This window comes from Nodularia chucula CCY0103 (genome assembly GCF_963923915.1).
In the GTDB taxonomy this organism is placed as follows: domain Bacteria; phylum Cyanobacteriota; class Cyanobacteriia; order Cyanobacteriales; family Nostocaceae; genus Nodularia; species Nodularia chucula.
The window spans coordinates 13,847-27,248 of the sequence record NZ_CAWUOL010000072.1 but is presented as its reverse complement, the minus strand read 5'-3'; the positions used below and the strand labels follow the sequence as shown (position 1 = coordinate 27,248).

At 39.2% G+C, this 13,402-nt stretch carries 15 protein-coding genes; 8 read left to right on the top strand and 7 right to left on the bottom strand.

Features of this window, described 5'->3' with window-relative positions:
- Positions 1-41: 41 nt before the first annotated feature.
- From ACM0OP_RS17615 to ACM0OP_RS17605, 3 genes are all read right to left on the bottom strand, one after another.
- Positions 42-695, bottom strand: a complete 654-nt coding sequence (locus ACM0OP_RS17615; RefSeq protein WP_414529720.1) for a retron system putative HNH endonuclease — start codon at positions 693-695, stop codon at positions 42-44.
- Positions 692-2,005 (bottom strand): AAA family ATPase, encoded by a 1,314-nt coding sequence (locus ACM0OP_RS17610; protein WP_414529719.1) that lies wholly within the window; start codon positions 2,003-2,005, stop codon positions 692-694. The genes ACM0OP_RS17615 and ACM0OP_RS17610 overlap by 4 nt, the downstream gene beginning before the upstream one ends.
- Before the next feature lie 254 nt (positions 2,006-2,259).
- Entirely contained in the window at positions 2,260-2,883 is a 624-nt protein-coding gene (locus ACM0OP_RS17605) for a Uma2 family endonuclease (protein WP_414529718.1), read from the bottom strand.
- 123 nt (positions 2,884-3,006) lie between these two features.
- Here ACM0OP_RS17605 and ACM0OP_RS17600 point away from each other — a divergent pair, with 123 nt between their 5' ends.
- Entirely contained in the window at positions 3,007-3,810 is an 804-nt protein-coding gene (locus tag ACM0OP_RS17600; protein ID WP_414529717.1) for a creatininase family protein, read from the top strand.
- Positions 3,811-4,020: 210 nt separating this feature from the next.
- Positions 4,021-4,524 carry a 2TM domain-containing protein gene (locus ACM0OP_RS17595; protein WP_414529716.1) on the top strand — a complete coding sequence of 168 codons (504 nt, stop codon included), beginning with the start codon at positions 4,021-4,023 and terminating at the stop codon, positions 4,522-4,524.
- 193 nt (positions 4,525-4,717) lie between these two features.
- Here ACM0OP_RS17595 and ACM0OP_RS17590 read toward each other — a convergent pair whose 3' ends face one another.
- Entirely contained in the window at positions 4,718-5,341 is a 624-nt protein-coding gene (locus tag ACM0OP_RS17590; protein WP_414529715.1) for an FMN-dependent NADH-azoreductase, read from the bottom strand.
- A gap of 147 nt (positions 5,342-5,488) precedes the next feature.
- Here ACM0OP_RS17590 and ACM0OP_RS17585 point away from each other — a divergent pair, with 147 nt between their 5' ends.
- Entirely contained in the window at positions 5,489-5,827 is a 339-nt protein-coding gene (locus ACM0OP_RS17585) for a winged helix-turn-helix transcriptional regulator (RefSeq protein ID WP_414529714.1), read from the top strand.
- Here ACM0OP_RS17585 and ACM0OP_RS17580 read toward each other — a convergent pair.
- From ACM0OP_RS17580 to ACM0OP_RS17570, 3 genes are all read right to left on the bottom strand, one after another.
- Positions 5,824-6,222 (bottom strand): salt stress protein, Slr1339 family, encoded by a 399-nt coding sequence (locus ACM0OP_RS17580; RefSeq protein ID WP_414529713.1) that lies wholly within the window; start codon positions 6,220-6,222, stop codon positions 5,824-5,826. The genes ACM0OP_RS17585 and ACM0OP_RS17580 overlap by 4 nt on opposite strands.
- 52 nt (positions 6,223-6,274) lie before the next feature.
- Positions 6,275-6,880, bottom strand: a complete 606-nt coding sequence (locus tag ACM0OP_RS17575; protein WP_414529712.1) for a vWA domain-containing protein — start codon at positions 6,878-6,880, stop codon at positions 6,275-6,277.
- Between the two features lie 133 nt (positions 6,881-7,013).
- Positions 7,014-7,370: a Rieske (2Fe-2S) protein gene (locus tag ACM0OP_RS17570; protein ID WP_414529711.1), complete on the bottom strand. Its 357-nt coding sequence runs from the start codon at positions 7,368-7,370 to the stop codon at positions 7,014-7,016.
- Positions 7,371-7,513: 143 nt separating this feature from the next.
- Here ACM0OP_RS17570 and ACM0OP_RS17565 point away from each other — a divergent pair, with 143 nt between their 5' ends.
- The 5 genes from ACM0OP_RS17565 to ACM0OP_RS17545 all read left to right on the top strand — a co-directional run bounded on the left by ACM0OP_RS17565 (position 7,514) and on the right by ACM0OP_RS17545 (position 13,374).
- Positions 7,514-8,590 (top strand): J domain-containing protein, encoded by a 1,077-nt coding sequence (locus tag ACM0OP_RS17565; protein WP_414529710.1) that lies wholly within the window; start codon positions 7,514-7,516, stop codon positions 8,588-8,590.
- Positions 8,591-8,742: 152 nt separating this feature from the next.
- The gene (locus ACM0OP_RS17560) at positions 8,743-9,618 is read left to right on the top strand and encodes an ATP adenylyltransferase family protein (RefSeq protein ID WP_414529721.1); all 876 of its coding nucleotides are present in this window, start codon (positions 8,743-8,745) and stop codon (positions 9,616-9,618) included.
- A gap of 72 nt (positions 9,619-9,690) precedes the next feature.
- Complete coding sequence (locus ACM0OP_RS17555; protein ID WP_414529709.1) at positions 9,691-10,569, top strand: DUF4394 domain-containing protein; 879 nt, start codon at positions 9,691-9,693, stop codon at positions 10,567-10,569.
- Between the two features lie 454 nt (positions 10,570-11,023).
- A complete protein-coding gene (locus ACM0OP_RS17550) occupies positions 11,024-13,027 on the top strand; it encodes a vWA domain-containing protein (protein ID WP_414529708.1) in 2,004 nt (667 codons plus the stop codon).
- Positions 13,028-13,167: 140 nt separating this feature from the next.
- A complete protein-coding gene (locus ACM0OP_RS17545; protein ID WP_414529707.1) occupies positions 13,168-13,374 on the top strand; it encodes a transposase DNA-binding-containing protein in 207 nt (68 codons plus the stop codon).
- Positions 13,375-13,402 lie beyond the last annotated feature (28 nt).

Genomic DNA, 13,402 nt, shown 5'->3' with positions numbered 1-13,402 from the left:
TACCATATTTTGGGTTATTTTTATCACCTCTTTCTTAACATTCAACACTTCTGCCAAGCAATATATTGGCAGTACGGACTATACTTACCTTCTGCATCCTTGCTACTAAGTTCTTCTACTTTCTTTTGGATAGCTTCTTTTGACCAAGTTTTATTAGAAAATTTTTTCTTTAACGCATTAATTACAGTAAAAAATGCGGTTTTACGATTATCCTTGAGAGTTTGAAGGTTAAGATTTAAAATTTCATTTAGCTCATGATTAATAGTTTCATCATCAGATGTAGATAATATTTCTCCATTTGCACTATATTTAATGTAATGTTCACAATTTCTCTTACTATCTGCTGGATTAAGATTTATTTTACAAATGTTATTCTTTCCTTCGTAATATCCTTTTCTTGCATTACAATGAAAATTTTTTAATCCTTTACCTCTATTACCAGTACAAGAAGCTAGTAAATTTTTGTAGTCTAGTTGTAACTCTGGATAGCAATTCTTATTTCGAGCTTTGTTATGTTCAATTTCCATATTATCTATAGATATTCGTCGCATACAATAGCAACAAATATAACCTTGTTCAGTCAACAATGCCTCTTTTAAAGGCTTTTTTGGACTATATCCCTCATAATTTGCCCCATCTATTTGTCGATATTTTAAAAGACATGGAGGTTCAGCACCTTTAATAATGCGTTTCATTCTACCCTGTTTAAAAAGTCAATAAGTGTATAAGCTTGAATCATATCTGGATCATTATTGCCTAATAATTCAGATAAATTTTGCAGTTCTAGTTTAGCTGCCTCTAAGTTATCATTATCTATCATTTCAAAACATTTGTCTATTCTTTCCTGCATTTTCACAGGTCTTTTTTCTACACCCATAACTTCAAACAGAATTGAATTACTGTCTCTCCCAAAAGTGTGAGGTGTAAATTCTAATACTTTTGAATTTTCTAAAATAAATACGTTTTCTCGGTTCACTTCACTCAAGACTTGGGGTGAATGAGTTGTAACAATAAACTGACAATTTGGGAATGTTTTTCTAAAACTAGGAATAACAATTCTTTGCCATTGAGGATGTAAATGTAAATCTATTTCATCAATTAATATTATTCCTGTTCCTTTTTCTAGCAGTTCTGAAGGTTTAGTAATACTAGGATTTAAAATTGCTAATCTTCGTGCAATGTCAACTACTATCATCAGTAAAGTTTTCTCACCGTCAGAAAGTTGATCTAATTTAAAGGGGTCACCATTTTTTTCAATAACTAATGAAGGACTATCAAAACGATGATTAGTTATTTCTCTACTACTTACACGAGCAACATGAAGATTTATGAACGTGCTATCAGGGAAAGATTCTAAAAATATTTCTATAGCCTTTCTTACAATTTCAAGGCTGGGATTTCTAAAGCTATTATCTTTTCTTAATCGAATTTCATTTTCATATTCTTCTTCTTCTTTAAACCAATTAAAAAATTCTTTAAAATCGTTGATATTGTTTGAAAATGCTGATTTATAAGCATCGAATTGATTGCGTTTACGATTAATTCTTTTTCCAGAAGCAGAGTTTATAACTCTTCGTTGTGTTTGATAATAAACTAATAATGGTATGGATAAACTAGGCTCATTTTTTAATGTTTGATGTAAATTGGAAATATACTGATTAATTTCTTTTTTCTGGATTACAGATTTGAATTTATCTCTGTCTATGGAAATCTCCCAAGAAAGTTTTATATCTGAGTCTATGACAATACGAATAGATTCTTGTGTTTTAGATGCATTTATATTTATATCATCCTCCGTGAGATCAAACTCTAGTTTTTTGTAATAAGGTTCATTAGAAAGTAATTCGTGTATAAATCTTGATAAAAGTATAGCAATACTATCTAAAATAGATGATTTACCTGAACCATTAGATCCAATGAAAACAAGCAACTGGGAAGGACACTTATTCAAGTGCAGTTCTTGGAAGCCTCGAAAGTTTTCTAAATGTAGTTCTTCAATACGCATAATTATAAATAAAAAATAATCGTAAGTTTACAATATCAAGAAGATGTTACTTATTCTTCCACCTTTAGATAATTTAATAATTACCTCACCCATTTTCTGTAATCACGGTTCTCAAGGACTTGTCCCAACTATCTACTGGGAGTTGAGGTAAATAAGTAAAATCAAAAACTACTCCCATCGCTTTTATAGTTTCACATTTCCTCTAAATTATTATGTTATCGCAAATTATCACTCAAAGTTGATGCGATCGCTATTTAAAAAGTCTTTAAAATTTCTGCGGCTGTCAATGTCAGGTTAGGGAAAGTAGTCGAAACAACTATCTGATTACCTCGTAATTGCTCAATTTCATATTCTCCATTTGCTAGTGTGCAGATAGAGAGAGTTGGTTGTTTGGACTTCCCAATATGTCGAACACCTCCCAATCCAGCGTAGTCGGCAATCCAATATTCGGGAATGCCTAGAGTTGCGTAGTCTTCGACTTTACGGGCATAATCATTTTGCCAGTTGCTACTCACAACTTCCGCTACAAATTTAATTGAACTGCCTAATGTTAGAATTGACTGCTCATTCCAAATTGGTTCTTTAGTAAGCTCATGGCGATCGATAATTGCCACATCAGGTCGAAATGCAGTCATTCCAATGTTAGCAGGGCGAATAAGTCCTCGCTGAAGCACAAACCAAGGCAATCGCATTTGGTCGATCTGAACGCATACCTTTGTGGTAATAAAGGCTGCAACTTCTTCATGCAAGCCTGTTGGTTCCAAGTCAAATATATCTCCATCAATAAGTTCATAACGGTTATCGTCACGATAACTGACGAGAAACTCATCAAAGCTGAGTGCTTTCTGTTGAATTGGTCGGTTGGTTGCGATTCCCATATATCAACTTAGCCCAATTAATACATTCATTATATTCTTACTGCTTGGTGTACTAGAGACTGGGGACAAAATACTTTATTTCCTCAAATCCCGCTAATATAAAAATGACGCGATAGTAGTAAGATGCATAGTTTCATTCCCCCACAACGGTTTTTTCCCTACCTGACTTGGACTGATATCCAAGCTATGGAAAATAAAGAAAATGTAGTGATCATTCAACCTGTGGGCGCGATTGAACAACATGGCCCCCATCTCCCGTTAATAGTTGATGCTGCTATCGGTGTGGGAGTTCTGGGAGAAGCCCTAAAAAAACTTGATGCAAGTATCCCCGCCTATGCATTACCCACCCTGTATTATGGTAAATCGAATGAGCATTGGCACTTTCCCGGAACCATTACCTTGAGTACCGAAACTCTGACAGCAGTAATTAGGGAAATGGCTGAGAGTATTTACCGGGCTGGGTTTAGAAAATTGGTGTTGATGAACTCCCACGGTGGACAACCCCAAGTTATGCAAATGGTGGCGCGGGATTTGCATATTAAGTATGATGATTTTTTGGTGTTTCCTTTGTTTACTTGGCGTGTACCAAATATTACTAAAGAATTGTTGACACCCAAGGAAGCAGCCGAAGGTATGCACGCTGGAGATGCGGAAACTAGCATTATGCTGGCGATTTTACCAGAACAGGTGCGAATGGAGCAAGCTGTGGCGGAGTATCCACCAGTACCCAAGCAAAGCAGTTCACTGAGTTTAGAGGGAAATTTACCTGTGTCTTGGGCAACTAAAGATATCAGTAAATCTGGGGTGATTGGGGATGCAACAACCGCAACTAGGGAAAAAGGCGATCGCATTCTGGAATCTGTCTCTAATGGTTGGGTGCAAGCTATTCAAGATATTTACACTTTTGTGCAACCAAAACCCCGCTAATAATTCTGGAGATTTGTTAGTGTAGGTGTAGTAGAAATAATTTTCATGTTGATGTAGCTGGATAGTATATGTAGCAACTGCCAAAGAGATTAGGACAGAGGAAAAGTCTAAAGCCCAGTCACAGCAAGTATTTCAGTTTTGACTTTTGACTTTTGCTATAGCTACCGGGGGGCAAATTTTTAGGAAAGGTAACACTCACAGATAATAACTATGACGGAATTTGAACCTCACAGCCTTTATTCTTATAGCCAAGAAGATGTGCAGCGTATTCTTCAGTTAGCGATCGCACGTCAAGCTGATGACCAAAATAAGGAATTTTCCTATGAAGAAATTTTGGAAATTGCTAAAGAACTAGATATATCACCAGATGCGCTGAATTTAGCAGAAATTGACTGGCGATCGCAACGTAGCGAAATTCAACAAAGACAGGCTTTTAATTCCTATCGCATCGGCAAATTTAAGAAACGTCTTGGTAATTATGCCATTATTAACGGTTTTTTAATCCTGCTAGATTTTATCGGTGGGAATACTCTTTCTTGGTCATTGTATTTTTTACTATTTTGCAGTTTGACATTAGGCTTAGATGCTTGGAATACCTTTCAAACTAAAGGTGAAGAATACGAAATGGCTTTTCAAAAGTGGTATCGTAAACATCAAATTAAAAAAACCATTAACACAGTTGTAAATAAGTGGTTTAAAGCTTGGCAAATCTAGGTAACTAAATGATTCTCATAGCTAAAAAACCCCCCAGAATCTATCTAGAGGCATGATGTATAATTAACTTGGTTTTCTGCTAAGTTTGGCAAATTATACCTTTTTTATATCAACAGCCATAAAAATAACCCCACCGTCTTCGCCTCCTTGGTAAGGAGAGGTTGGGAGGGGTGAAAATAATATGTACCAATTTTTACCAATTATTTACCAATTGGGCGATCGCATCCTTAGCTGCGGCTAGGGATTTTTGCCGAGGTTCATCACCTAAGTTGAGACTATCAGCATGGATAAAAGTCACATCTGTGAGTCCGATAAAACCCAAAAGGATGCGAAGATAGGGTTCTTGCTGATCATACACTTCATAGGGGGTTCCTGGCGGAAAAGTCCCACCACGAGAAGTAATAATTAGCACCTTTTTACTGCTATCCACCAAACCTTGATAACCATTCTCTGTAATAGCGAAAGTCCTACCAACCCGGACAATTTGGTCAATATAAGCTTTGAAGGTAGAAGGTATACTCAAGTTATACATTGGCACACCAAAAACATAGTAGTCAGCAGCCAGGAACTCATCCACTAGTTCATTAGACACCTTAATTGCTTCAGTCAGTTCAGGTGTATGTGCTTCAACTGGTGTAAAAGCAGCAGCAATCCATGATTCATCTACATGGGGAACAGGATTGCGACCTAAATCCCGATAAGTAACATTTACCCCAGAATGAGTGTCTTTCCAAGATGTGACGAACTCAGAGGTAAGGGCGCGGGAAATCGAACGTTCACCACGGGGACTAGTATCAATGTGCAGAATATTTGCCATAAAAAAATTGCCCAGAGAAACTATGCAGATGGGTACAAAATAGCCTGAAAATTAATGACCGAAAAAGTCACTAAGTAGACTTTAAACCAAGTACAGTTAATATGGAAAGTAGGCACTTAAAAGTACGGTACTTACTCCAAAGTAACTATGAAAGCTGAAGCGCAAACACATAGCAGGCTCACTTGTGAAGTTGAAACCACATTAAAAGTAATTGGCGGACGCTGGAAAGTTTTGATTATTAAAGAATTAATCTCAGAAGTCAAGCGCTTTGGGGAATTGCAGCGTAGTTTACCGGGAATTACCCAAAAAATGCTAACTCAGCAACTTAGAGAAATGGAAGAAGATGGGATTATACATCGTGAAGTATATGCACAAATCCCCCCAAAGGTAGAATATTCATTGACAACTTTGGGAAAAAGTCTGATCCCAATTTTGTATGCAATGCATGAATGGGCTGTTGAACACTTTTTGCCAATTCAAGATTAGCTTGATCCATTAGTTTGTAAATATGCGATCGCCGCCTCTAATTTTGAGGGGTAACTTTGAGCAAATGTTTCAAACCAAATACCTTCAGAAGACAACGGAGCTAATTGTTTTAACCATGCTTCCGCTTCTGATTGCAAAGCTGCAAACTTTTGAGCTTGAATTTGGGCTTTTTGGACTTTTTCCTGTTCTAGTTCCTGCTGTTTTTTCAATTCCGCAATTGCATCTAGTTCGGCAAAATCAGCCCTAACTTCTGCTAAAAGATTATCTTCTAAAGATGTAGGCTTTTGTGGTGGAGTAAATGACTTAGCTGAAGTTTTCTGTGGTTGTGATGCTGCGGGTTTAGCTGGATGATATTCAGCCTTGAGTTCATTTAGCAGCTTATCCAGAGAATCCATGATTTTAAATTAATTAGTACCCAGTTAAAATCTAGGTTTATCTGAATCTATCCTAGTCCATAATGGCATTGAGTAGCACTTCTGATAAAGTGACATCTTCCATATCATCCATTGTAATGGTGTCGCAGATATCAAATTTAGCGCCAGCGCTTTGCAAATCATCATCTAAAACCTTGAGAAAGCGGGTAGCTTGTGCATCTCTCCCCACTTGAATGAAAGAAATACCTAATTCTTCATTCACATCCATCCGGCGAGAAGTTTCAATAATTACCTTCATTACCGCTTTGCGATCATCTGGTTCGCCATCGGTAACGACTAAGATAATTTCGCCATTGGGCTTAGTTTCACCTGCACCTTTGCGTTGAAAGTAATCATCAGTGGCGTGTTTTAAGACACCTGCTAAGTCTGTAGAACCAGAGGGATCATTTTCTTGAAAGATTTGTGTCACCTTAGAGGCTGTGACATTATCATAACGCTTGAATCTCCCGGAAAATAAATATACAGTGATGCCGTCGGGATCAAATTGGTCGCATTTACTCGCTAAGGCTAAGGTAGATTCTTGTGCTGATACCCATCTGGTTCTACCACCTTTCTGGTCTGGGGTAGCCATACTACCGCTTTTGTCGATAATTAGGGTGTAGTCTCGATTTTCGAGCATAATTCATACTCCACTGATAACTTTGTCATCTTTACTATAGCAATCTGAATTGAGCCGTTATGCACGGGGGCAAGCGATCGCCTTGAGTTTAAGTTAGGCTAGGAACAGCGATCGCTTGCAATTTTACAGGTGACTATTCTTCTACATCAACCCAAATACTACCTTCCTCCACACGCACCGGGAATACTGGTAGGGACTTTTCTGGTGAAATCTTAGATAGAACTTTACCGACAACGGGAGGCCAAGGACACCAAGATTGTACCTCACCAGTACCTAAGTCAAAAGCACTCCGATGTATAGGACAAACAATCGCCCCATTTTCAGTAATTTTGCCATTTTTCATGGGCATTTTTAAATGGGGACAGGTATTATCCACCGCATAAAGCTGATTGTTGTGGTTCACCAGCAAAATTTTCCGTGTGCCAACTTTTACCACCTGTCTACCCTCTGAGGCTAACACATCCGCCGAAAGCACTTTAGTCCAACTCATAAGCTTGGTTCTCCTTTCTTAATGATCTGTTTTCAGTTTGCCGCAATTGTGACCCGTGCGATCGCCCGAATTAACTGATTAAACTGAATCTTTTCGCTGTAGGATCTGTATCAGATGTCAACCTATTCAGACTGGCCTTTCTTATGCCGAGAAAATCAACATCTTCATCCCAGTCCCCAAATACAACATCACTGGCGCTTTCATCTATTCATATCCGCCTAGAAAGTTTAGATCAAGAACACCAGTGGCTATTGAAACAAATTAAGAGAAAACGCACCGAACTGAAAAATTTTGCTGAACAGATGCGTTCCGTCGCCACAGATATATTTAATCGCTGTCATCCCAAGTTTGAAAAGTTGATAGATATCGATAGAGAGATTCATACCCTATTTGATGAAATCTTCTCCCGCAGAAAATTGGGTAAGCAGACTAGAAAAGATATTGAAGCCATTTATTATCAACTTCAGTTAGCTAGAATTATCACCCCTAAGCCTACTAAAGATGATCTGGAAGATGAAGAAGAAGACATAGATTTAGACGAAATCTTTGGAAATCATGACCAAGAAGATAATTTTTCAGATCCAAATACAGAAGAAAATTATCAATATCGTGCAGCGCCAGAGGATATAGATTTTTCTGTTGATAAAAAATCAGATGCTGCTAGAAAAATTCGTCAGACATTCTTAAGTTTAGCCGAAATATTTCACCCCGATAAGGTAAAAGATAGCGAAACCCAAAAGCATCATACCGAAATCATGAAAGAAATTAATAAGGCTTACCAAGAGGGTGACTTAGCTCGACTATTGGAAATTGAGCAACAATATCAAGTAGGTAACTATATTGATATGAATAGTGCAGATGATTTAACTCGTCAATGTATGAGGATAGAACAGCAAAACCAAATACTCAAAAATCAATACGAGACATTAAAACAAGAACTGCGGCAAATGAAACACACTCCAGAAGGGGCGATGGTTTCCGATTGTCGTAAAGCCGCGAAAGTAGGCATAGATCCCATTGGGAGTATGGCGGAACAAGTAGAATCAGAAATTGAAAATGTTGCAGCAATTCGGGATTTTGTTAAGAACTTTCGAGAGGAGAAAATTACTATTAAAGAATTTCTCAGTGGACCTGTCAACCTGCGTTCTATGCATCAAGACAATGACGATGATATGTTTGAAGCAATATTTGAAGAATTGGGTGAAGTGATGTTCTTTTAGGGGAGTGGGGAGTGGGGAGTAGGGAACGGCTTTTTCAGTTGTAAGCGCAAAGCGCAGGCTACGCCAACAGAAATAAAATAGGATTCCTATAGTTCATAACTGCTATCAATAGTCGGCTGAATAACACTTCAATTATGTTTAAAGAAACGGAAATAGTACAGGAAAAAATATTACTGCAATCTGGTACTTTGTGGAACAGGATCAAGGAACAGACTGAATATGCATTAAAATGTGGTGCGTTATTATCAATACCCACAGATTTTGAATTTGTTGAGCAGCATGGGATCAAGTTTTTAGTGAGGATTTTATCTAATCTGATCCGCAAAGATCAAAATCAGCAACAAAAGAAAAACACTAACCCTTTTCTTCCCTACGAACCAGATTTATTCGTGGCGGATATTTCCCCAACTCATGTTTGTCTACTCAACAAATTTAATGTTGTTGACCATCATATACTAATTATTACCCGCGCCTTTGAAGAACAGGAAAAATTACTCACCCTGGAAGATTTTACGGCAATGTGGGCGTGTTTAGCTGAGTTTGATGGTTTAGTATTCTACAATGGCGGTAAAATTGCCGGAGCCAGTCAGCCACATAAACATCTGCAAATAGTACCTTTACCACTTACTCAATCAGAGTTAAAAATACCGATAGAACCGCTACTGAAATCAGCAGAATTAACTATACCAGAATTGCCTTTTATCCATGCTTTCACGCAATTAGACCCTAATTGGAGTAATTCCCCTTTAGAAGCCGCAGTAAGGACACTGGAGCTATATCAGAGCTTATTAAGTGCTGTGGATTTAACAGTAGAAGAAGATCATAGACAATCTGGGGCTTATAATCTTTTAGCTACAAGAGAATGGATGTTGATTGTACCGCGATCGCACGCAGAATTTGCTGGTATAGGTGTCAACTCTTTAGGATTTGCAGGAGCATTGCTAGTACGAAACGAGCAGGAAATGCAGGTAATCAAAGAACAGGGACCAATGACAATTTTACAGCATATAGCTTTACCTCTTGTATAAAAATTATTTATATCCATCAATTAAGATGTTGTAGCAGTAAAATAAGTTAAATTTCCATTTAAAGGCTTTTCAATGAAAATAAGTAAATTAAGTACAGTTATCACTGCACTTTTAGTAGCAACGATATTTGATGTAGTCAGCGTCGCCAAAGAGGCCGCGGCTGTTAGTCTGGTAGGATTAACTGAAAACAACAATCTAGTTCTTTTTGATTCCAACAATCCCACTACTACTAGTACAGTTTCAGTCACTGGGGTCGAGGGTTTTTTGTTGGGTATTGACCGTCGCCCAGCTAACAATCTGATCTATGGTCTCACGACTACCAACAACCTATACACCATTAACCCATTCACTGGTAATGCTTCTTTTGTCAGTACCCTCTCCTTACCCTTCAACGGAGGGACTATTTCTGGAGTAGACTTCAACCCAGTTCCAGATCGTCTGCGGGTTGTTGGTGGCAATGACCAAAACTACCGCATCAATGTAGAGACTGGTGAGGTGATTGTTGATGGGACATTAAACCCAGGAGATCCCAACATCACTGCTGCGGCATACACTAATAGTGATAATGACCCGGCAACTGGAACCACGTTGTACACCGTTGACTATATCAGTAATGCCTTGTTCATCCAAAACCCTCCAAATGATGGCACTCAGGTACTAGTAGGTGAGCTAGGTTTCGATGTTAGCTCGGCAGCAGGGTTTGATATCTTCACAGAAAATGGGGTGAATACTGCCTTTTTGGCAGCGACTCCCACCTCTGCATCTGGCTCCAATCTATATACCATCAACTTGGACACAGGTGCAGCTACCTTAGTAGATAGTATCAGTACCGATCAGCGTCTGATTGGACTGACATCTGTGGTTGTTCCTGAGCCTAGCCTTGGTCTTGGTACTCTACTTGGTGTTGGTGTTATTGGTCTATTAGGTCGTCGCCGCAAGTTGGTCAGATAGTCTTGTGATCTCTCTAGAGGTAATGAAAAAGTGGGGTTTTTAACCCGCGCAGCTAGGTTTAGTTTGTATAGCCGCGACTTCTAGTCGCCAGTTGACAATTTGTCTCTATCTTTTGTATTTGTAGCTTGTTCATGTTGCTGCTTTACATCTGATAGAGCTTTTTTTGTATCATTTAAGGGTGGGGTTCTTTTTATGCAGCTATAGCTGGGGAGTAGAGAGTGGGGGTGTGGGGAGTGTGGGGAGTAGGATAAAAGCCTTTTGGTATCTAACTTTTATGGTCAGTTTATGTCCTAACTTCCTTGGCGGTTGCTATATATATTAAATTGGTGTAACTTCAGAGGAAAGTTAGACCAATTTAAAAATGCAACAGTTACCAAAACTGTAACAGCGAGGAAATATCAGGTTACTTAGGAATATTCTGGGTAAGTGTCACATAGATTGTGAGGATTTAGCCATGTCTTACCCGATTCCGTCCAAAATGTGGCAGAGAATGAGTGTCTTAATACTCTTATTGTTAATACCGTCATTAGGAATTGCGGTGTTACATCATTCTCTGACAATTGCCATTCCAGCCAATCAAAGTAATCCAAATAACTCCATTTTACCCAATCACTCGGACTACCAAGCACTCCAAGCATTAGTCAAAAATTATAGTTGTGTCGTCCCCGTGCAGAACTTTGGCAGTTCTCCTATAACTCGCACAGAGTTTGCTACAGTCTTGAATAATTGTTTAGATGTAACTGACTCCACAACAGTTTCCCAAACAGACTTAAAAACCCTGCAACGATTACAGAGAGAATTTGCACCGGAGTTAACAACCCTCAACAATTCGCTGAATGAGTTAGCATCTGGTAATGACATAGCTACCAGAGAACGTGATCAGGCTGAGTCTATCGCCAAGACTAGACCCGCTAGTATACCCTCGCCATCTGTCCAAGATCAAGGTTTTGTCAGTCCCAGTCGCCCTGGAGTTCAAACTCGTAGCAGTATTGAGGGTATGGTTGCCCCTGAAGTCCAAACAGGTGGTACATTCAACACTGAGAACTATAACCGGATTTCAGATAATCCTTTTCATCGCGTCAGTAATGACCCTCTTTCCACTTTTTCTATAGATGTAGATACAGCATCCTACAGTAATATGCGACGGTTTATTACTCAAGGGCAATTGCCACCCAAAGATGCGGTGCGGATAGAGGAATTAATTAACTATTTTACTTATAATTATCCTCAACCCAGAGGCGATCGCCCTTTTTCTGTGACTACTGAAGTTACTGCTGCGCCCTGGAATCCGCAACACAAGCTAGTACAGGTAGGTTTGCAAGGTAAACGCTTAGAAAGTGAAACCTTACCACCCAGCAATTTAGTATTTCTGATTGATGTTTCTGGTTCCATGAATGAACCCAATAAATTACCCTTGGTAAAACAGTCCTTGAAATTGCTAGTGGATGAACTACGTCCTCAAGACCGGGTAAGTTTGGTAGTTTATGCGGGGAATGCTGGGTTAGTATTACCTGCGACCTCTGGGAGTGAAAAAGCAGAAATTTTGGCGGCCATTGACCGCTTGGAGGCGGGAGGTTCTACGGCGGGTGGTCAGGGGATTGAATTGGCTTATAACGTCGCTAGAGAAAGCTTTCTCAAGTCTGGTAATAATAGAGTAATTTTAGCCAGCGATGGAGATTTTAATGTTGGGATTTCTAGTGATGCTGAATTGACACGACTAATTGAACAGAAGCGAGACCAGGGCATTTTCCTCACTGTTCTGGGTTTTGGGACTGGTAACTATAAAGATGGCAAAATGGAGCAACTAGCTAATAAGGGTAATGGCAACTATGCCTACATTGATACTTTATTAGAAGCTCAAAAAGTCTTAGTTAATGACATTCGGGGAACTCTGTTTACCATTGCTAAGGATGTGAAAATTCAGGTGGAGTTTAATCCTGCTAAAGTCCAAGCATACCGCTTGATTGGTTACGAAAACCGCCTATTGCAAAACCAAGATTTTAATAATGATCAAAAAGATGCAGGGGAAATTGGGGCTGGTCATTCTGTGACAGCACTGTATGAAGTGATTCCCACTGGTATAGAGAGTGGTGTAAAACTACCGGATGTAGACCCTTTGCGTTATCAGCGTCCTGATGTGACTACGGCCAATAGTGCGGGAAATGAAATGATGTTGGTCAAACTCCGTTATAAGTTACCCCAAGAAAACACTAGTCAACTGATTACCCAAACTATCCCAGATTCCAATGGGGACAGAGTACCTTCCACTGATTTGAGATTTGCGGCGGCGGTGGCGACTTTTGGAATGGTGTTGCGTGATTCTGAATATAAGGGAAATGCAGATTTGGATTTGGTGATGAATTTGGCTACTCAAGCTAGGGGAGAAGATAAGGAAGGCTATCGGGGTGAGTTTATTCGCTTGGTTGAGGAATCTAGGGGGTTGATGACTAGGAGGTGAACGGAACCCTACCCCCAGCCCCTCCCAGTGAGAGCTATCCATTACCCGGATCTTTCTTAAGAATCCAATAAAATACTTAACATAAGCGGAAACAGCTTGCTAAGTATAGTGCGGAGAGAACAGAATCGGGTAATGGAATCATGGAAAAGTGGGCAGCCAAGGAACTGTCTCAGGTAGACTTAGGAAACGTTCGTCGAAACAAGCGGTTAATTAAGATCGTAGAGGACATAGTGGTTCCTCGCTTGCCGTTAGGGAGGGGTTCTTTTGATGCTTCTTTATATGAAATTGGTCTAACCTTTGCCCCTGAAAAGTCTCTGCGCGAAACTATTTCTACTCCTTTACACTAAAATTAACCTCATCATTTTTCACAACATT